Raw genomic sequence first — 19,651 nt, 5'->3', positions numbered from 1 at the left:
TTATCCCTCCCTTACTTGTGCTGTAGACGATTTAACAAAGTTTTGGGCAATAATCGGGTATTTCTGTAATTTGTAAACAAGGATTGAAGCAATAATTGCTTTCATGAAATCTCCTGGAATATAAACAAGACTCAATTTAATCGTTTCAAGTATTGGAAGGTTCATTACAAAAGCCTGCACAGGAATACCTGTTAAATAGACAGAAAAAATGCCAATCGTTAAATTTGTTGCGATAATATGTTTAAATTTCAACGTTTGAATTTTAGAAAAAATAAGGCCGATGTTAAAAGCAGCAATTACATATCCTATTAAATAGCCGCCACTCGGACCGAAAAAGACTCCAATTCCACCGCGTCCACCGGGTAAAAGCGGCATTCCTGCAGCTACAATCAATAAAAAGACAATGATGCTCAACGAACCAAGCCGAGCACCGAGTATACCTCCTGCCAAGATCACACCTAACGTTTGTAAAGTAATTGGTACAGGAGTGAACCCCAATGTAATAGGTGGAACCAATCCCAAAATTCCCATGATTCCCGCAAACAATGCAACATAAGTAATCTCTTTAATTTTCATTCTTACATCCCCTTTAGTAAACCAAAATATAAAATAGGTTGACATAAATTTACCTCGTAATCTACATTTATGTCAACCTATTTTCGGATTAAGTTTACTATTTTAGAGCAAAAATTTTTTTGATGGAATTTAAGGATTCCTCATCACGTAAAGAGAGCTGAATATTTACTTTCAAATATATAATCCGTAGTAACTTTAGTATTATTGCGACTTACATTTGTATAAATTTTGGAATTATCCATTGAAAATAATTTTTTCTTAACTATTTCATATACTGTTTTTGGCAATTAAAAAAATGCATGAAATGGCAATTGAATTTATTCGATATCTTGAATAATTATTCGTATCTATAATCCCTTGACACGGAGCCTCTGCGGGCATGATTTCTTGCAAAGGGGGCAAGCCATAATTATATTTGGACTTTGCAAGGCAAAGTAGCCTATCATGCCCGCCACTCCATGTAAAGCGTCAAATATGCAAAAATTTATGCATAACCTTAATTGCCAAACACTACAAAAATTAATTACCATCAACATCATATACATCTTCATAAGTCATACCTAATTTAATTTTACTATCATCTATTTCTGAGTTAAAAGGTATTGAATAACCTTGTTCCTCTAAGTATTTAACAGTACGATACATAAAAAGAATAACATGTTTATTATTGGAATGACCCAATTCATAACTCACAATAGAACCATCATGCAAATCAATAATGGCACTTAAATAGGCTTTTTTTCCGTTCCCATATTTCAGCTCCGTTACATCTGTACACCATTTCATATTGGGCTTTTCTGCAGTAAACTCGCGATTTAATCGATTTTCAGCTACGTGTTGAACAGGTGATTTCAAAAGCAATCCAAACCCTGAAACCTTATGAACATCCACTCGTACATAGCGATCGAGGATTCCAATATACGTCCAAAAAATATAAGGAGATCATAGACGAAGCACAATGAACACAAAGTATGTCTTGTGTGGGTCAATGCATCGATAACGCTCCAATTGAATCCTTTTGGAGTAAATTCAAATGTGAAAAATATCATTTGAATACCTATGATTCATATCAAGCACGGAAACAATCGATTGATGAATATATTTATTTTTATAACAATTTCCGTTATCAGAAAAAATTAAACGGCTTAAGTCCCTTAGAATACAGGGCTCAAGCCGCTTAGTAACATTTTTATTTTTTACACTGTCTACTTGACAGGAAGCAGTTCATTTTAGACAGCCTATATCTCTTTTTTTATTCTTTTGGCTCTAAATCTTCAATAGAATCTATATCCATATAGCTTGGTACCACTAATCCAACTTTTGCGCCAACCAAATTTTCGCCTAAATCGATTATATCGCCTTTGTATTGTTCATAGAACGATCCGTGCGTTACAGGCAACCAAGGAGCAACTGAAGCATCCCCTTCCCCGTTAGCAATTGCTTGGAACATGATAATTGGATCTACTGGTGTAATCGTTACATCATAGCCAAGTTGCTCTAATACAAATTTCACAACATGACTTGATGCTTCTTCCGTTTCCCATGGAGTCGACACCAATTCAAATTTCTCACCGTTAACGGATTGTAAACCTTCCATCCACTCGTTTACTTTCTCTTGGTTTTGTTCTGCCCATTTTTTTGCAGCTTCTTCAAATGTAACTGTTTGGGCATCTAGCATCACTTGCTCCATATCTTCTGGTTCCCAGTAAAAGCGATCCAACATTTCATAAGCAGTTGGGTGTTCTTCTTTTAAGTCTTTTCTAACAATCGTATTAATATTTTCCACTTCACCGAATGTGCCTTTTGGATCTTCTAAATATTTCAAATCATAAGTTGCAAATTTCCAATGAGGATTCCAACCTGTCACAATAATGGGCTCCTCACTTTGAATGGCTTTATCTAACATCGTCAACATGCCAGCAGTTGAACTTTCTGAAACTTTCCATCCTTTTAGATTTTCATATTCATTTAACGCCATTTCTGTTAATTGCATCATTCCAGCGCCCGGTTCTATACCCGTTATTGTATAATCGAGGGCTTGGCTGATACTTACTTGCTCTTCATTGCTTTGAGTTCCCAGAGATGTGTTGTCGCCACAACCTGCTAATACTAAAGATGCGGCGACTCCAAATGTTGCACCAATCGTTTTCACATATTTCATCTTATCTACCCCTCCAAAATGAATATCATTTCGGTAGGTTGTTCAAATCAATCCTATACGAAAAGTTTTATAATGCATTGCAACTGAATAAGCACACCCAACTTCAATTTACCGAATATTCAGACATAAAACTTTGTGATGTACGTTGTAATGCCTGGTAAAACTTCTCATCAACTTATTTTTGCCCAACCGACCGATAATGTAAGGTTAACATGATTTATATCTCATTACTAGGCATAGGGTTCCAATCGATTGGATTTCGTACTAATTTACTAAATTTAATTGATTTATTTTATATTTTTTTCAAATATACCCATTTATTTAATATTCAACCATGCAAAATGAAATGGTGATTTATAATCAAAAATCTCCCAATTAGGAATCAGTTCATTCATTACTTACCTAATTGGGAGCATGACAAAACGGTTTTGGTTACTGTTTATTACGATTTATCATTCGTCTTGCGGTTTCGTTTATTGGCAACATTGTGGTCAAATTCTCTTGCTATCTCTTCTGCTCTTTTTCTTCTGTTATATTTTTGACTGCCCGAATTAAGATTCATTTTATTTTTTTCATCCTTTTCAACTCCGTTGTCTTATTTTGTACAACTTTAGGTGAAATTGCGTACACAATTTAGCAACATCATTATTTTGTAATTGTTACTTCAAAAGAATCAAAGATGATTTCTTCATTATCATTATAAAGTTTCGGTGTAATGATAAGTTCTTTTGTTCCGCTTTGAATGTTTGCAAACGTAAAAGACCCTTTCGCAGCGTGTTTCGTCGTACTGCCTGTCAAATTCGTAATCATTTCGTAAGTATTACCGAACTCGTCTTTCACATCAAAACCAGTCACATACGGCAAATTGTATAGCGCGTAATTAGACGGCATCTGAATATTGTAATGAAGATTGATTGTATAGCCAGTTATATCAAGTGAAGGAACAAAGATTGTAAAACCATTTTTCGAATCTCGATAATTGGCTTTTATTCCTTTCACATCAATCTTTTTTAAGTGAAATTCATATGCCCAATCACCTTCAAAGTTTTCATTTGTATCATGATTCCAAACACTTCTAGGATTCCAAGTTAGTTTTACAGTGCTTGGCGATCGTCCATTTAATTCAGGTGTCAGCGTAATAACCCCAACATAAGATGTATCTGACCGTTTTTTCGTCCAAGTAACGGAAGAGCCTTCGATTTCTCCATTGATTTTAATAGGCTTATCAAAACTTGGATGTTCACCTAAATCTTTTTCCGTTTCAATGGCAAAGGTAAGCGTTACTGTCGTTCCGTCGTAAATTGCATCAACAATTTCAATTGTAATTCCATTGCTTTCTTGAATGGCACCAATTCCCGTCGCATAGTCTTCAAAATACTGAAATTGCGATGTCTCGCCTTTAAAATATTCGACAATTTGGTTCACTAATGGGATATGGGAAGCGATTGTTGGCGAGTAAAAGACTAAAGTTGAACCAATTCCTCCAGCAAGTAAACAAGATGCAGCGATATATTTCATTGAATGGTTCTTTTTTTTCTGTAAAACAAATTGTAATACTCGTTTTTTCTCAAAACGGCTGACTTTTTCAGGCTCAATTTCATCCACATTTAATTGAAGCATTTTCTTTAATTCATCCATTCTTTTCACTCCCATCAGAAAGGATTTTTCCTAACTTTTTCTTCCCTCGATATAATCGATTTTCAACGGCAGATTTGGTAATTCCTAATGCATCTGCAATTTCTCCATTCGTAAGATCTAAGTAATATTTCATTAAAAATAGTTCACGTTCTGACTCAGGCAATAATTGCATTTTTAATAAAATCCTTTCTTTTTGTTCTTTGTTCAAATAAAGCAATTCCCCCGTTTCGAAATTTATTTGTTCATTGGAATGCTCCAATGAAACCACTTCCATTTTTTTCTGTTTTCGATATATGTCGATCGCTTTATATTTTGCAATTGTGCCAATCCATTTTTTTAATTCTTCTTCACTTCCGCTAAACTTTTCACTATTTTGCCAAACAGCTAAAAAAACATCATTTATACATTCATCAACCGCCCCGTTTCCACATGGTTGTTCTAAAATTTGTTTAGCGATGGCCTTTACATAAGGCATATATGTATCAATAACATAAGCAAGTGCTTTTTCATGTCTTAGCTTCAATTTCGAAATCACATCTTTCACTTGCTTCACTCCTTTCACTTATACCAACGAAAAAAACTGAAAACACTCTCGTAAAAACAAAAAAACATATCCTCTTTCATGAGAGATATGTTTCATTATATAGAAAATGTTTTAACTTGAAGGAGGCTTTGTAATAAAATTCCGAACTGACCTAAAACTTTTGTAATTCTTCAATCCAAGTAATGATTCTCCGCGTACGTTGGATATTGAATGGAGGGTTTTTACTTTTAAAAAATTCCAATACTTCTTCTAATAAAGAAACATAATAAGATTTCTTCATTTTCCAAAACTCAAGCATTTTTGGAGGCAATCCTTTGCAATGGACAACTCCGCCAAACTGATCATGCCATTCATAATCCCCACGAAAAATTGCACGTCTGCCGTCCTGAAATAAAAATTCAACAATTTCATAACGTTCATATCGTTTTCTTTCAAGTTGTCGAACATCACAATCAAATAAAGCATCCATCCATTCTAGACTATGAATGCCGTACCAATAATATCCTGGCATCTTCTCTTGTAGTGGTAAAGGACCAAACCCATAGAGAAATTCAACGTCATCCTTATGAATGCCTTTTAATAGTTCGCTAAATCTGAGACTTGAAGATGAAAATATAGGCGTTTCATATCGTGTAGCCAACTCAACCATCCGATCAAAATTCTCTAACCCAATGGTAATGGGTTTATCAATGAATATGGGTTTCTGAAAGGAGACGATTTTTTCAAACCATTGCAAATGATTTCTTCCGTCAACCGTTATAATCCACCAAGCATCTACTTCTTCATTCAATGTCTGAACATCATCAAATTCTGGTATATGATAGGATAGTAATACATCTTTATATTTTTTGGCTCGGTCCCGACTAATCGGCAAATCTTCAGAATAGCTTTCAATAAAACCACTAAACTCCACATCGTTTATATAAAAAGGATGATTTTCATCATGTAACATACTCGAAAATATTTCAACATGGGAAGTATCATTACCGATTAATCCGATTTTCATAACTTGCCTCCTTAAAGACATAACATTGTCTAGGTCTACCTCTGCCATTTACTTTTTCCAAACCGAAAAACTCAATTAAATTGGAATCTAGCCAATTTGAAATAATGCGATTGGCAGTCCGTTTTGTAACGTTTAAATTAATGGCTACCTCATCAGATGTAAAATAATTTAAATTGTTTTTCAATAAATATTTCTTAATTGTTTCAATTTGCCTCGTTTGAAATTCTTTCTCATGATCTGTTAATTGATAAACGGTCGGTATATTAATAATAATTGGCCCGATGACATTACGTTCTTCATTGACGATAAACGCAATATTCGTTGAATGTTGCTGACATTGCTTTAATGCCACATCTGCATGGAAAACTGAAACAGGGATGGACATACCAAATCCTACCCCTAACATCACCTTTAACTCTTTATATTGATTGATTTCTTTAAAGATATTTAGAACTTTATAGCCTTCCGTTATTCGTTCAAAATCGCCTCGATAAGCAATGAAATGATATTCAGTTTCACTCACGGGAATAATATAGCCATACATATCATCAACAAATCGATAAAGGGCTTTTTCTAACTTATTTTTCACTCGTGCTTTTTTATTTAGCGATTGTACATTTTGATCTTTAAATTCTATTAGGAATTTTCCGTATATCACTTGGTTCTCTCTTTTTCTTCTTTGAGTCGAAGAAAGTAAAATTCGTTCAATGCAAACGATAATATCTTGTTGCGTCGGTTTCAGCCAAACGACTGGAAGATGATATTGTTTAAGCGCATCTTGCACTTTCTTAATTGAAGTAATAATTCCTACATTGGATTTCCCTTCAATTGCTTCAAGATGACGTTGTACTATTTTTTCATATCCCTCTACTATTCCTAAATGTTCAACAATTGTATAATCAATTCCTTCAATTTCACAGATCACGCTTTGTATATATTCTTTAGCTAATCCATCGATGCTAATAAATTGAATTGGATGATCTTTAATTAAGTAAAAAAGAGCTTCAAAAAAACCAGAACCTTTTAAAGGGATGTAATAGGATTCAATGGAATCATTTATATGATCTTTTACTAATAAGTAGGTTGTCCTACTGGAATACAATATGCAATCGACTTTATTCATTAGCTCTTTTGTAAAAGTAATCGCATCGTAAATTTCATCGGAAAATCGATAGACTACTTCAATATTCGGAAACATTGAAAAACTTTTTTTGATTAGTTTTTCAATCCATGTTGGCCCAATAAAGCCTATTTTGATCATCCCATTCAACCTCCAAATAAAGAATAATCGAATGATTTAATCATAAACCATTCGATTACTATTTTCTTATACTGACTGCTTATTTAGAAAATTTTTTACAAATTCATCATCGTGAAGATGAGGGTACAATTTATAAACTTCATCAATTAATTCCAACTGTCCTTTGCTCAGCACTTCCCGTTCGCTTAAACATTTATTCGAGCGAATTAATCCTTGTCGACGCAATACTTCATTGATACCTGCAATACTTCCTTTAAAATGATTATGCGAATCGAAAAACGCTGCATTTGCATGGGTTACTTCTTGAGCAATCTTCATCCATTTGGAATGAATAACATCTTTTTCCCGTTCTTCTTTAATGCTACGGAATAGTTCCACAGCTTTTGAAGTCCAGACTGCCCAATGACCTAACAATCCACCGGCAAATCGTTTCTTCCTAATTTCACCATCGACTTCCTCTTCAAATACTGTGAATAAATCATGAATTATTGAATCGTCATTGCCTGTATAAAGGGCAATCTCATTCCAGCGGCTTGAGTGTAAGACCGCCCGTGCCACATCTATTGTTAAATACCTGTCGAAAGGAGCGACTTTAATTGCATAGACATTCGGAATTTCACAAAACTGTTTCCAAAAATCAGTGGTAAAAACACGGCCTCCAACTGCTGGCTGTAAATAAAATCCTATAATTGGAATAATAGATGCAATTTCCCTTGCTCGTTGCAACAATTCTTCTTCAGTATAATGAAATAGCCCATTATTGCTTAATAATACAAGATCATATCCAATTTCTTTTGCAAATTGTGCTTCTTTTATCGCTTGCTCTATTTCCCCACTGACCCCTGCAATTTTAATAAAATCCGATTTTGCATGAGCAGAAATTTCTTCTATAGCTGTTTTTAATACTTGTTGATAAAACTCGAAAACTTGGTGAATCTCAAACTGTGTCGTATGAACTCCAACCGCTACACCATCTACCCCCGACTCGATATAATATCGTGTCAATAGACGTTGCGATTCTTCATCAAAAGATTTATCTTCAAATAATGCTAACGGGTGAGCAGGTATAAATGCGCCATCCATTAATTTTTCTTTTACCACATCTCTTAACATTAAAACTGCCCCTTTCGCTCTTGGAAATGGCTCGGTTTATTGAGAAGCTCACCATTATGTTGAATCCAATCGGCAATTAATTGAATCATTTCTTTTACAGAAACGGATGGATAACCAAAAGTTTGATGTGCTTTCGACGCATTGCTTAATAATGCTGTATCCGCTTCTTCACCAACGATGTTAGCTTCTTTCCCAAAGATTTTGGCAAATTCATTTGCTAACCAACGTACCGATAACAATTCAGGTCCCGTCACATTAAAAATTGTCGGAGGTGTAGAAGCATGTATTAATGACCGAATCGCAAACTCATTGGCATCTCCTTGCCAAATGACATTTACATGCCCCATCGTTACATCTATCGGTTGATTATGATAAACCGCTTTTGCAATTTCCACTAACACGCCATAACGAAGATCAATTGCGTAATTTAGCCGAAAAATGGACATCTTCGTTTGATTTTTATGAGAAAAATACGTAAATACTCTTTCTCTTCCTAAAGTCGACTGACCATACTCTCCCACCGGATTAGGTGTAACCGACTCATCACAGCCACCCATTTTTACTTCTGTTAGCGGATAGACATTCCCTGTAGAAAATACGACGATTCTTGAATCTTTATAATGCTCGGCAACACGACCTGGCAAGTAACTGTTCATCGCCCAAGTAAAATGTTCGTTTCCAACGGTTCCAAATTTATTTCCCGCCATAAAAATGACATTTTTGACCTTAGGTAGTTGCTGAAGCTCTGAATCATTTAACAAATCACAAGAAATTGTTTCAATGCCTTTCGAATTTAGTTTTGTTTCTAAATCTTGATTAGAAAATCTTGAAACACCGATTACTCGCTGATTTGTCCCCGCTTCATTAATCGCATTTTTTAATAGATAGGCTAGAGTTGGCCCCATTTTCCCTCCAACCCCAAGGATGATAAAATCACCCTTTAACTTTTTCACATCCTCAATTAATGCTTTTGTTGGAGTAGACATAAATTCTTCAAGTTGTTCAACTGTTGCAATCATTGCTTTTCCTCCTAAGATAAGAATATATTTTTGAAGTTATTAAATGCTAAATAAATGAGTAGCAATAACCCAATAATACCGAGTACATTACTAAACAATTTATTTTTCAAGTCCCCCATAATTTCTTTTGAGTTGGCGATTACTAAAATGGCAATTGCGATAAACGGAACTACAAAAATCGTCACACCTTGAGCAAAGGTAATTAAGTTCACAGGGTTTCCGTCAAAAATTAATGCAATAAACGAACCAAACAGCATTACAATAATGATGGCGATTTTCACTTTCATCGATGATAATTGATGCCCTAACCCCAGACCATCAGCCAGTAGCCCGCCTCCAATTGTGGCATTTCCTATTAATGATGAATAGGAAGCACCGAATAAACCGAGTACAAAAATAAACACTGCAAAACTACCAAATGATGGTTTTAAAATACCCGCCATTTCAATAGCATTGTTCACCAAAATTCCTTCAGTCTTTAATACAGTTGCAGCAGTAATCATAATTAAGAACGAAATAAATCCTAATAAGAAAATCCCGAAAATTGCTTCAAATTTGCTCTCTTGAACCTCTTTTCGAGCAACTCCTTTTTCACGAACTAAATACGATTGATAGAGAGCCCCTACGACTGAGAATGAAGTTGCAATTAAACCAATCACTAGCGCCATACTACCTTCAGGGAATCTAGGTACAAATCCGCTAAAAATGTCCACAATAGAAGGTTTTACGATGATTAACGTAATTAAGAAGGCGAATAACATCAAAATGACTAAAGCCAACATCAATTTTTCCAGCACTTTATAAAATTGAGATAAAAATAATAAAGCTACGCCAAGTAAAGTACCTACAATAATCCCAATTTTTGAGCTGATGCCAGTAATCGCTTCAACCGCAATCCCCGTTCCAATTGCATTTCCTGCTTGGAATGAAGAACAAACTAAAAACGAACCAATTCCAATAATGCCCCCTGCCCATTTCCCCCATTTTTCTTTCACTAGATTAATAAACGTATCTTTTCCGGCAATCCCAATTCTTGCTGCCATTTCTGTATAACAGGCCATTAAGATGACAGCGACAATGATAGACCACACTAATTCGGTTCCATAAATTGCGCCAATTTTTGAGTTTAATGTGATGGAACCTGGCCCTAATACAAGTGCCGAAGTAATAAGACCAGGACCTAAAATTTTCAAAAATTTCAAAAACCCATTTCCTCCATTTTGATGATTCCCAGAGATTGAAGCATTTACCTCTTTGTCCTTCATCACCATTTCTTCCATCCCCCCTTTTATTCAGAATTTTCTTTAATTTAATTTTATTGAAAATCTTAGTCCTCGAACATGACCTAAAATTGTCCTTAAATCAATAGTAGAATTTCTTTGATTTTATAAGCACTTTAATGAATTCAGAAGAACAGGCTCGGAGACTTTTGCGGATACCATCAATCGAGTAGGAGGGAGCGATTAACTCCCGTCCTCTCACACCACCGTACGTACGGTTCCGTATACGGCGGTTCAATTAAGATCATTGACGCAAGTTTTCATAACGAGCTTCAAGACTTTTCAGCCCTTGGTTTCTCCAATAGGAGTTACCAAGGGTTCTGTGTAATATTGGACTATTTGAAATACGCCAATAACTCTTCCGAGTATTTCCCCATTCATACGCTTGCCCTTGTGGTACGCCAAGTTGAATAAGGTTGCGTATCTTTGTTTTCGGTTTCTTCCAGTTCTTCCATAGACACATTCGAAGTCTTCTACGAATCCATTTATCTAATCCAAGGAATATAGATTTGGTGTCTGCTAACGCAAAATATCCACACCATCCCATTAGATATTGATTCAGTTTCTGAATGCGGTATTCCATCGGGTAGGGCATCTTGCGTGATGTGATTTCACGAACTTTATTCTTCACTCGTTTAAGGCTTTCTTTTGCGATACGAACCTTTGGCTCTTTATGATAGGTAAAGCTAAATCCTAGAAACTTACGTTTCCATGGACGTTCGACCGCTGATTTCTTTTCATTTACTTTCAGTCGTAGTTTTCCTTCAATAAATCGCTGGATACTTGCCATTGTGCGAAGTCCTGCTCGTTTACTTTTCACGTAAATGTTACAGTCATCCGCATATCGAACGAATTTGTGTCCTCTTCTTTCCAATTCTTTATCTAGTTCATCTAGTACAATGTTAGATAGTAGCGGACTTAATGGTCCTCCTTGTGGAGTTCCCTCAAATGTGCTTGACACCACACCATTAATCATGACGCCCGATTGTAAATACTTACGAATCAATTTCAGTAATGGTTTATCTTGGATTCTCTTCGCGAGTGTACCCATTAATCTGTCATGGTTGACCTTATCAAAGAATTTCTCCAAGTCCATATCTACGACCCATCGATGTCCATCTCTTATATATTCTTTCGCTTTCCTCACCGCATCATGAGCACTTCGGTTTGGTCGAAATCCGTAGCTGTTTTCAGAGAATGTAGGGTCATACACTTTTGAAAGTACTTGGGCGATTGCTTGTTGAATCAAACGGTCTGTTACGGTAGGGATTCCTAGTAAACGAACACCGCCGTCTGGTTTCGGGATTTCGACTCTGCGGACTGGCATTGGTTCATAAGTTCCCTTGAGAATTGCCTCCTTAATAGATAGCCAGTTTTCGACTATGTGCTGTCGTAAGTTTTGTACGGGCATCATATCTACTCCATGGCTTCCTTTATTCTGTTCTACACGTTTTAATGCTTGAAGCATGTTCTCCCGTGACAGGATTTGATTCAAAAGCATCGTTATTCTCCTTCCGTGAATAGCTGTTCTCTTTATGCCAGTGGTCACTCCACCCTCCAAGAGGTCCCCCACGGGATTCACCGCTTCCTTCCTCAAGTGAGGTACTACGTTTTCTGTGTTCATCATGACTCACTGAATGCCAAGGGCTATTCTCTCTTAATTGTTCGGTCCTTCTTAGTTGTTCTAGACCAACTAATACTATGACCTCTGCTGACTTCTGACGGTTCAGCTACTTATCACTAAGTAGGTTATGAAGCGTACTTCACCTATCCGCCAGACCTCCCCGGGTAAGTACATGCACTTTCACACCATCTATCCGCCTCATTTACTCGATATGACCTTCGACAGAAAGAGCTTTGTTTTGTTTCGCAAACTCACTCAATCATACCTAGCCTTATATGAGGTTCGTGTTCCTCGGACCGGTGTTTTGCCTCCAGCTTCCTTCAGATTCCGCGTCACCACGGACACCCTTGCTCTTGGCTAACCTCTACTTCTGTCTTCGGGGTTCGGGACTTACACCCTATAGTTCATGTACATGCCGGGCGCACGAAAAAAATGCACAACGAGCAAGATACTCATTGTGCATTTACGAAAAACAATTGCATCCATTCAAATCATATAATGTTGTAAGTTAATCATCCATCTTCATTTGTATCATTTCACCTGTTGTCCCATCGATTTTAATATCGATGTCTTGTGTTTGATTTTTATACTCAATAGTATATATTGGTTTTCCTCTTTCTACTTCAAGTGACCAACCAATTGGAGAAAGGTCTTTTACTTCATCATTAGTAGCTGCCTTTTCAATAGCTTCATTTGGTTCTATGATATTTGAAAAATCTAAAGCTTCATCACGATTGACTTTTGATTCAACTTCATTGACTTTTATTTCTTTCGTCGTTGCATCAATTTCTACTTCATACTCTTTTGTAGAATCATAACCATCAATATCATAATACAATTGACCAAAATCTGATTCTAAGTCAATCGACTCGATCTTTGCATCTGGATAAGCTTCTTTAAAGATATCGATTGCCTCTCTCATCGTTACAACAGGATTTGTAATATTGGATTCATTTTGTGCAATAGTCGATTCATTCGAGTTGTTTGTCGTATTGACTTCAGTTGTAATATTTTTTGCATTCGTGCTACATGCAGCTAGTAAAGATAGCGTGAATCCAGCAATGATTAGTTTTTTAATCATTTCTATACTCTCCTTAATGGCATATTTCGTATTTATATTTTGAACAATTCTGTGATAAACATACTGTTTTGTAATTCTGTTGTTAAATTGTGAAGGCCTTCCTTGAATTCACTATTGCGACTTTTGCTATTTTCTAGGAAATAAACTTTTTTAATAAAATTAAATAGTTTTCAGCTTTCTCCCTCTCAAACAATTGCATGATAGCGTTAGTATTGTGTAAAAAACAGAAAAAAGCACCGCCAACAACATTAGCGGTGCCTGTAAGGAAAATCTACATCTTGCTTAATGTTTCCATTATCAATAATTGTTCCCATTTTCCTGAAGAGTATGTAATAAAGGGAGAAACAGATGGTCCACTTACTCGGTTAATCTATATTGACTACTTTGATTAACCGAAAGCCAAAAATTAAGGAAATAATGTATCCAATAAAGGCTAACAATAAAGTGAAATTGTTAAAGCTAAAATTGATTGATACAAGTGTTAAAATAATTATTCCTATAAGTAGATACAACATTTTATTCATATTTCTAATTATAACTTTAACTTTTGGTTCGATTATTTTTTTAAAAGCTTTAATAGAGAGCTATAAAACCTATCAGTAACATTGCAAAAATTGGATAAATTATAGAAGAATATGAATTTTTGAATGTTATATTTTGAAGTTTATACAAAACATCTACTAACAATAATAGTCCTGTTACATAAAAAACGATACCTATACCATAAACATATTTCCTATACATTAAATTCCCTCCAATTGCATTACACTTATAATCTATTTTGATTATTATGTCTATTAATTTTGAACATTTTTTACTATTTATTCCATTTATGGTATATAATACACTATACTAAAAAAGGAAGTAATTACAATATGAGTAACAAGATACGAATAAAACAGTTCAAAAGATTGATTCTTCAGCAGCGGATGCAATAGCAGACGCTAATTATAAATATATTAAACTCGTAGGAAACGAGGCAGGTCATATTGAATTGCGATTTACCGCAACAGGAAATTATTATATGCATGATACTTATATAGGTACTTCTCGTTATTGACTAATAAGTTTCATCGGATAAACCGCTATTCTAACAGCTCATGGAATTTTGTAGTGAACAAGATTTCATGAGCTTAAATGCTGGATTCTATACTACTAAATATGGTGATGTTATCAGAACATACAAGAGTTCAACAAATCTTTAAAAAGTAACCGCCTAATTAAAACTTTTAGATGTTTTGTAATCATTAAATCAACATCAAAAGGTACTTTTTCAACGAGTGGTTCAAGTGCTAAAACACATGTTAAGTAAAACCCAAAAAATGATTTTTTCTAATCTATTTCCATGAAAAAGAAAAAAGCCCGAAACCTCTTTAAATATCAAGGATTTCGAGCATCTGATTAGTTGATTAAACTTATTCGTTATTGTACAAGTAGCGTCCTAGAAGGGATTTATACCTAGAAAAAACATTGTGAGATAAAGAAAGCCATACCCGCTAGAAACGATTCCAAGATAGCTTCTCAAACAATTCCGAAATTAATCGAATTGATCGCATTTATAAATACTCTTATTTCAATACGTACTCCGCAAGCACACGCTGCACATTGTATATATTCGTCGATCTATTGAACGTCTTTTGAATCGGTAACTCACTACCGGACACCCAAATTTTTAACTCCGCATCTAAATCGAATGTGCCAGCGTTTTCCACTGAAAAATGCAATATGCTTCTGTACGGAATAGAATGATATTCAACTTTCTTCCCTATCATCCCCTGCTTATCTATCAGTATCAATCGTTTATTAGTAAAGACAAACATATCTCTTATGACTTTATAAGCGTGCTCTACACTTTCCGAAGGTATTAAGATTTCTTTCAATTCTTCATTTATTTTTTCAACACTGACTTCGCTAGCATTTCCCATTAAACCGTCGAATACCCCCATTACATAACACCCCTTTGGTATTGTTATTAAATTTTAATATACCATAATTTGTATAAACTTGAAAACAATTCAATAATATTGTCCTAAGGCTTGAAAAATATTTGCAAATTTTTACCCCTAAATATAAAAAAGTTGCTAGCAAGCTCTGACTGTCAGATGAGCCCGTTTGAGCAGGTCGGTTTGGGGGTTTTAAACGCAAAAAATAGCAACCAACTTTATTCGTTGATTGCTTTTCTTTTTATGCTTTCTATTAATTTTATTGCTACATCAAATGGCCTGTTTCCACTAAGCCAATTTCTGACGATTCAACATCGTTAAGTATATGCTTCTATGATGAACACAATGAACACTTATAGTAACTTAATATCTAGAGCGGTTCAAGAGCTGCATCTCAATTTGATAAATTTTTAAAGAGAAAGTTTGAAAATGGAACATTTTGGAACATTTTTATTTCATGCAAATTAATGAATAAAAATAAAAAGCCTTACAACCATTGAGGAAGTAAGGCTTTTGTGTAGCGTCCCAGGAGGGATTCGAACCCCCGACCGACGGCTTAGAAGGCCGTTGCTCTATCCAGCTGAGCTACTGAGACATTTTGTTTTCCCAAAGGACAATATTTATTATATTAGCGTAGTGTGAAAATGTCAACGGGTTTTTAAAAATTTTTTCAACTCATTTTCACACTACGAACCATTTTACAATTCTTCCAATGGATACTCTTTTTGAAATATTTCTTCCCCTTGATCCGTATACGCAGTAACTTTCCAAATTGAATCATTATACTCTAACACTGCGTAACTCTTTTCATCAATGCCCCGAGGCTTTAACAAGCTCCCGGGATTTACAAACAGAATATTGTCTATCAATTCTGCACCAAGTAAATGGGAATGTCCAAACAACACTGCATCTGCTTCTACTTCCTTTGCACGATAAAACAGATTCATGGTTGTCGACTTTACATTGAATAAATGTCCATGTGTTACATACACTTTTTTATTCTCAATTTCAAACTGCAATTCTTCAGGAAACCGGCTATCCCGGTCACAATTGCCGCGAACTCGCTTTACTCCTTCTAGATATGGGTGTTGATAATCCAGTTCACTATCCCCACAGTGAATGACCACATCCACTCCTGGATGTCGCTCCTTAACTACTTGTATGATTTCTGCATCCCCATGGGTATCACTCATCACTAATAATTTCATTGTCTCCACCCTTATTTTTTACTTTGCATCCAAGTATTGAAAAATATGCCTAGTAAAAATTTTAATAAAATCTGCTTGAAATGTAAAAGGTTAATTGCTGACAAAATACGACTTGCTGTTTTACTTAATGTACACAAGTAAATCTTTGTTTCGCATATCATTAAATAATTGCAACATTTGCTTAAATACTTGTGACTAAAATACTCGCAACTTTATCCTAAATAAAAAAGAGGCTGCTTGAGCCCCTTTACTTTAAGCTTTTTTCACAAATTCAGATTTTAACTTCATTGCACCAAAACCATCAATTTTACAATCGATGTTGTGATCTCCCTCTACCAACTTAATGTTTTTTACTTTAGTGCCAATTTTTAATGTGGAAGAACTTCCTTTTACTTTTAAATCTTTAATGATTGTCACTGTATCGCCATCTTGTAAAAGATTGCCGTAAGCATCTTTTACTACCAAGCCTTCCTCTTCAGTATGGTCGCTTTCAGTCCATTCATGAGCGCATTCTGGACAAATAAATACGTTTCCATCTTCATACGTATATTCTGAATTACATTTTGGACAGTTTGGTATCATTTCTTTTTCCTCCATATTTACATCATTACCTACTACTATAATGAAGTCTTAACGAGATTTCAAATGTTTATGGAAATTTTCAAACTGTCCACTTTATTTTAATACATTCGGCAACTCTTCTGTTAACTTCCGAATCGCATTTCCTCGGTGGGAAATTGCACCTTTCTCTTCTGGTGTAAGTTCTGCCATAGTACGACCTAATTCTGGTACGTAAAAGATTGGATCGTAACCAAAACCATTAGTACCTCTTTTTTTGTGCAAAATTCTGCCTTCACATGCGCCTAAGAATGTTCTCGTTTCGATGTTTGGACCGCTAATAGCGATGGCACAAACGAAGCGTGCTGTGCGCTCTTCATCCGGAATCCCTTGCATTTTTTCAAGCACTTTTTGAATATTTGCTTCATCATCATGATCTCCCGCATAACGGGCGGAAAATACCCCTGGTTCACCGCCTAAAGCATCGATTGCCAAACCGCTATCATCCGCAATAACGAGTTTACCAAGGGCTTGTGAGAGGGCTTCTGCTTTTAATATTGCGTTTTCTTCAAAGGTTGTACCTGTTTCTTCAATTTCCATATCGCTCGCTATATCTAGCATTGTTACAACCTCATAATGAAGTGGCTTGAAAATCGCTTCAAAATCTTTTGCTTTTCCTTTATTTTTCGTTGCAATTACAACTTGTTTCATCATTCTTTTGACTCCCCAACTTCTAGAATGAATTTTACATCTTCACCAAGTACGGACTTTTGTATTTCAATTAATTCTCGAATTCCTTTTTCACCGAGAGCAAGCAACGTATTTAATTCTTCTCGAGAGAATGTCGCTTCCTCCCCAGTACCTTGTATTTCAACGAATCTGCCGCTTCCAGTCATTACTAGATTCATATCTACCTTTGCTTGAAAATCCTCTGAATAATTTAAATCTAAAACCGCTCCAATCGGTTCTACAAATCCGACGCTTGTTGCTGCTAAAAAATCAGTAACTGGAAACTTTTCAAATGGAGATTCTTTATGGCGCTTTGCAAGAGCTTGTGTTAATGCAACGAACGCCCCAGTAATAGAAGCTGTTCTTGTTCCTCCATCTGCTTGTATAACGTCGCAATCAATCCAGATAGTCCGCTCTCCAAACGCTTCTAAATCAACAACTGCCCGCAATGCTCGTCCAATTAAACGTTGAATCTCCATCGTACGTCCACCGATTTTACCTCGTGAAGATTCACGGATAGTACGTTCTTGCGTTGCTCTTGGCAACATGGAATATTCTGCAGTAATCCAACCTTTTCCTTGCCCACGCAGAAAGCTAGGAACTTTATCTTCTATCGTAGCTGTACAAATTACTTTTGTATTACCTACTTGAATTAAAACAGATCCTTCTGGATGAATTAAATAATCTGTTTCGATTGTTACAGGTCTTAATTGATTTACTTCTCTTCCATCTACTCGCATGTACTTTCCTCCTACAAATAATCGCACAATATATTAACATACATTTTCTCCAGAAAAAAGTCATTGCACATTTTTGAAACTTTTTTGGCATACAATCTTTATAGCTTGTAGCTCTGTACTACAAGTAAAAAAGCTCGAAAAGTGCCTTTCGAGCTTTCTTCATGTCTCATGCAATTCGGTATAACCGAATGATTTTGCTGCTTGATGTACCGAATCGCATGAGACTCAAAATGATTTGAGCATCATGGATTTTTTGAGTTGTTAAAATTGAATTTTTCTTACATCTAAGTGTTTCATTTCTAACCAATTTTCAGCAATTGTACGGAAAATGGGCACCGAGCCGGTCACATAGAAAATATGATGTGGTTTATGATTTTCATTTCGGAGTAAGTGATGTTTTGTTAATAGCTCTTTTACTTCTTTTGCAGTTTCTTCTGCTGATGATAAAACAGTTACATTAGGTCCAACTACCTTTTCGATATGATGTTGAATCATCGGATAGTGAGTACAACCTAAAATGACTGTGTCAAAACTTTTATTTTCAAGCGGCTTTAATCCATTCGCTACAAGGTCGAATGCAAATTGTCCTTCATATTCTCCACTTTCAACTAGCGGTACAAATGTCGGACACGCAAGAGGAATAATTTTCGCCTCCGTATTTAAAGCAAGCAGTGCACGTTCATATGCGCCACTTTTAATTGTTCCTTCTGTTGCAAGAACCACAATTCGATTGTGCTTCGTTTTTTTTACAGCTGCTCGGGCTCCCGCATTAATGACGCCCACTACCGGAATTGAGAGCTGTTCTCTTAAAACATCTAATGCTACTGCCGTTGCCGTATTACATGCGATAACAAGCAGTTTTATATTCTGTTTTTCCAACGCTTTTGCTAACTGTATAGTAAAGGCGAGAACCTCTCCACTTTTTCGTGGGCCATAGGGGCACCTTGCAGTATCGCCAATGTAATAAATCGTTTCCTTTGGCAAAACTTTGATGATTTGTTTTGCAACAGTTAAGCCGCCTACTCCTGAATCGATAACGCCTATTGGGGCATTCACTTATACCGCCTCTATCCTATTTCATTTGTATGATATATTATTATCTATTCTATTTTGACCTAATTCTTTACTAAGTTCAATGATTCTTTTATTCATACAATTGAACAGGAAAAG

At 35.6% G+C, this 19,651-nt stretch carries 18 protein-coding genes, 1 tRNA gene and 1 pseudogene; 1 reads left to right on the top strand and 19 read right to left on the bottom strand.

Features of this window, described 5'->3' with window-relative positions:
- Nucleotides 1-576: a biotin transporter BioY gene (locus NSU17_RS14225; RefSeq protein ID WP_340434800.1), complete on the bottom strand. Its 576-nt coding sequence runs from the start codon at nt 574-576 to the stop codon at nt 1-3.
- Between the two features lie 519 nt (nt 577-1,095).
- Nucleotides 1,096-1,428, bottom strand: a pseudogene (locus tag NSU17_RS14220) (DDE-type integrase/transposase/recombinase); the annotation flags it as partial.
- Nucleotides 1,429-1,547: 119 nt separating this feature from the next.
- Here NSU17_RS14220 and NSU17_RS16000 point away from each other — a divergent pair.
- Nucleotides 1,548-1,757: an IS3 family transposase gene (locus NSU17_RS16000; protein ID WP_445684082.1), complete on the top strand. Its 210-nt coding sequence runs from the start codon at nt 1,548-1,550 to the stop codon at nt 1,755-1,757.
- 71 nt (nt 1,758-1,828) lie between these two features.
- Here NSU17_RS16000 and NSU17_RS14215 read toward each other — a convergent pair whose 3' ends face one another.
- The 17 genes from NSU17_RS14215 to racE all read right to left on the bottom strand — a co-directional run bounded on the left by NSU17_RS14215 (nt 1,829) and on the right by racE (nt 19,537).
- Nucleotides 1,829-2,737 carry a glycine betaine ABC transporter substrate-binding protein gene (locus NSU17_RS14215; protein WP_340705326.1) on the bottom strand — a complete coding sequence of 303 codons (909 nt, stop codon included), beginning with the start codon at nt 2,735-2,737 and terminating at the stop codon, nt 1,829-1,831.
- Nucleotides 2,738-3,382: 645 nt separating this feature from the next.
- On the bottom strand, nt 3,383-4,375 hold the full coding sequence (locus NSU17_RS14210; RefSeq protein WP_340705325.1) for a DUF4179 domain-containing protein: 993 nt from the start codon (nt 4,373-4,375) through the stop codon (nt 3,383-3,385).
- Nucleotides 4,368-4,919: a sigma-70 family RNA polymerase sigma factor gene (locus NSU17_RS14205; RefSeq protein WP_340705324.1), complete on the bottom strand. Its 552-nt coding sequence runs from the start codon at nt 4,917-4,919 to the stop codon at nt 4,368-4,370. Before NSU17_RS14205 ends, NSU17_RS14210 begins: the two co-directional genes overlap by 8 nt.
- A 151-nt stretch (nt 4,920-5,070) precedes the next feature.
- Nucleotides 5,071-5,925, bottom strand: a complete 855-nt coding sequence (locus NSU17_RS14200) for a Gfo/Idh/MocA family oxidoreductase (RefSeq protein ID WP_340705323.1) — start codon at nt 5,923-5,925, stop codon at nt 5,071-5,073.
- Entirely contained in the window at nt 5,903-7,186 is a 1,284-nt protein-coding gene (locus NSU17_RS14195) for a hypothetical protein (RefSeq protein WP_096551424.1), read from the bottom strand. Before NSU17_RS14195 ends, NSU17_RS14200 begins: the two co-directional genes overlap by 23 nt.
- 66 nt (nt 7,187-7,252) lie before the next feature.
- Nucleotides 7,253-8,299, bottom strand: a complete 1,047-nt coding sequence (locus NSU17_RS14190; RefSeq protein WP_340705322.1) for a dihydrodipicolinate synthase family protein — start codon at nt 8,297-8,299, stop codon at nt 7,253-7,255.
- A complete protein-coding gene (locus NSU17_RS14185) occupies nt 8,299-9,315 on the bottom strand; it encodes an NAD-dependent epimerase/dehydratase family protein (protein ID WP_340705518.1) in 1,017 nt (338 codons plus the stop codon). The genes NSU17_RS14190 and NSU17_RS14185 overlap by 1 nt, the downstream gene beginning before the upstream one ends.
- Nucleotides 9,316-9,329: 14 nt before the next feature.
- Nucleotides 9,330-10,589, bottom strand: coding sequence for an Nramp family divalent metal transporter (locus NSU17_RS14180; RefSeq protein WP_340705321.1), 1,260 nt, complete (start codon nt 10,587-10,589; stop codon nt 9,330-9,332).
- 253 nt (nt 10,590-10,842) lie between these two features.
- Nucleotides 10,843-12,099, bottom strand: coding sequence for a group II intron reverse transcriptase/maturase (gene ltrA, locus NSU17_RS14175; RefSeq protein WP_340704337.1), 1,257 nt, complete (start codon nt 12,097-12,099; stop codon nt 10,843-10,845).
- Nucleotides 12,100-12,730: 631 nt separating this feature from the next.
- Nucleotides 12,731-13,303, bottom strand: coding sequence for a PepSY domain-containing protein (locus NSU17_RS14170; RefSeq protein ID WP_168412596.1), 573 nt, complete (start codon nt 13,301-13,303; stop codon nt 12,731-12,733).
- Nucleotides 13,304-14,871: 1,568 nt separating this feature from the next.
- A complete protein-coding gene (locus tag NSU17_RS14165; protein ID WP_340705320.1) occupies nt 14,872-15,249 on the bottom strand; it encodes a PH domain-containing protein in 378 nt (125 codons plus the stop codon).
- 518 nt (nt 15,250-15,767) lie between these two features.
- Nucleotides 15,768-15,841 (bottom strand) — tRNA-Arg (locus NSU17_RS14160).
- Nucleotides 15,842-15,944: 103 nt separating this feature from the next.
- The gene (locus NSU17_RS14155) at nt 15,945-16,454 is read right to left on the bottom strand and encodes a metallophosphoesterase (RefSeq protein ID WP_016837208.1); all 510 of its coding nucleotides are present in this window, start codon (nt 16,452-16,454) and stop codon (nt 15,945-15,947) included.
- A gap of 252 nt (nt 16,455-16,706) precedes the next feature.
- A complete protein-coding gene (locus NSU17_RS14150) occupies nt 16,707-17,036 on the bottom strand; it encodes a zinc ribbon domain-containing protein YjdM (RefSeq protein WP_340705319.1) in 330 nt (109 codons plus the stop codon).
- 93 nt (nt 17,037-17,129) lie between these two features.
- Nucleotides 17,130-17,723 (bottom strand): XTP/dITP diphosphatase, encoded by a 594-nt coding sequence (locus NSU17_RS14145; protein ID WP_340705517.1) that lies wholly within the window; start codon nt 17,721-17,723, stop codon nt 17,130-17,132.
- Nucleotides 17,723-18,481: a ribonuclease PH gene (gene rph, locus NSU17_RS14140; protein ID WP_340705318.1), complete on the bottom strand. Its 759-nt coding sequence runs from the start codon at nt 18,479-18,481 to the stop codon at nt 17,723-17,725. The genes NSU17_RS14145 and rph overlap by 1 nt, the downstream gene beginning before the upstream one ends.
- Before the next feature lie 261 nt (nt 18,482-18,742).
- Nucleotides 18,743-19,537 carry a glutamate racemase gene (racE, locus tag NSU17_RS14135; protein WP_340705317.1) on the bottom strand — a complete coding sequence of 265 codons (795 nt, stop codon included), beginning with the start codon at nt 19,535-19,537 and terminating at the stop codon, nt 18,743-18,745.
- Nucleotides 19,538-19,651: the final 114 nt, after the last annotated feature.

Source organism: Ureibacillus sp. FSL K6-2830, from assembly GCF_038004145.1.
GTDB lineage: Bacteria > Bacillota > Bacilli > Bacillales_A > Planococcaceae > Ureibacillus > Ureibacillus thermosphaericus.
This window is presented reverse-complemented; position numbering and strand designations above follow the sequence as displayed.

Excerpts from the sequence above, each read along its gene's own strand:
- NSU17_RS14145 (WP_340705517.1), bottom strand. The coding sequence starts at position 17,723 with ATGAAACAAGTTGTAATTGCAACGAAAAATAAAGGAAAAGCAAAAGAT.
- NSU17_RS14150 (WP_340705319.1), bottom strand. The coding sequence starts at position 17,036 with ATGATACCAAACTGTCCAAAATGTAATTCAGAATATACGTATGAAGAT.
- NSU17_RS14225 (WP_340434800.1), bottom strand. The coding sequence starts at position 576 with ATGAAAATTAAAGAGATTACTTATGTTGCATTGTTTGCGGGAATCATG.
- NSU17_RS14215 (WP_340705326.1), bottom strand. The coding sequence starts at position 2,737 with ATGAAATATGTGAAAACGATTGGTGCAACATTTGGAGTCGCCGCATCT.
- NSU17_RS14155 (WP_016837208.1), bottom strand. The coding sequence starts at position 16,454 with ATGAAATTATTAGTGATGAGTGATACCCATGGGGATGCAGAAATCATA.
- NSU17_RS14195 (WP_096551424.1), bottom strand. The coding sequence starts at position 7,186 with ATGATCAAAATAGGCTTTATTGGGCCAACATGGATTGAAAAACTAATC.
- NSU17_RS14180 (WP_340705321.1), bottom strand. The coding sequence starts at position 10,589 with ATGGTGATGAAGGACAAAGAGGTAAATGCTTCAATCTCTGGGAATCAT.
- rph (WP_340705318.1), bottom strand. The coding sequence starts at position 18,481 with ATGCGAGTAGATGGAAGAGAAGTAAATCAATTAAGACCTGTAACAATC.
- ltrA (WP_340704337.1), bottom strand. The coding sequence starts at position 12,099 with ATGCTTTTGAATCAAATCCTGTCACGGGAGAACATGCTTCAAGCATTA.
- NSU17_RS16000 (WP_445684082.1), top strand. The coding sequence starts at position 1,548 with ATGTCTTGTGTGGGTCAATGCATCGATAACGCTCCAATTGAATCCTTT.
- NSU17_RS14170 (WP_168412596.1), bottom strand. The coding sequence starts at position 13,303 with ATGATTAAAAAACTAATCATTGCTGGATTCACGCTATCTTTACTAGCT.
- NSU17_RS14200 (WP_340705323.1), bottom strand. The coding sequence starts at position 5,925 with ATGAAAATCGGATTAATCGGTAATGATACTTCCCATGTTGAAATATTT.
- NSU17_RS14190 (WP_340705322.1), bottom strand. The coding sequence starts at position 8,299 with ATGTTAAGAGATGTGGTAAAAGAAAAATTAATGGATGGCGCATTTATA.
- NSU17_RS14165 (WP_340705320.1), bottom strand. The coding sequence starts at position 15,249 with ATGGGGGTATTCGACGGTTTAATGGGAAATGCTAGCGAAGTCAGTGTT.
- NSU17_RS14210 (WP_340705325.1), bottom strand. The coding sequence starts at position 4,375 with ATGGATGAATTAAAGAAAATGCTTCAATTAAATGTGGATGAAATTGAG.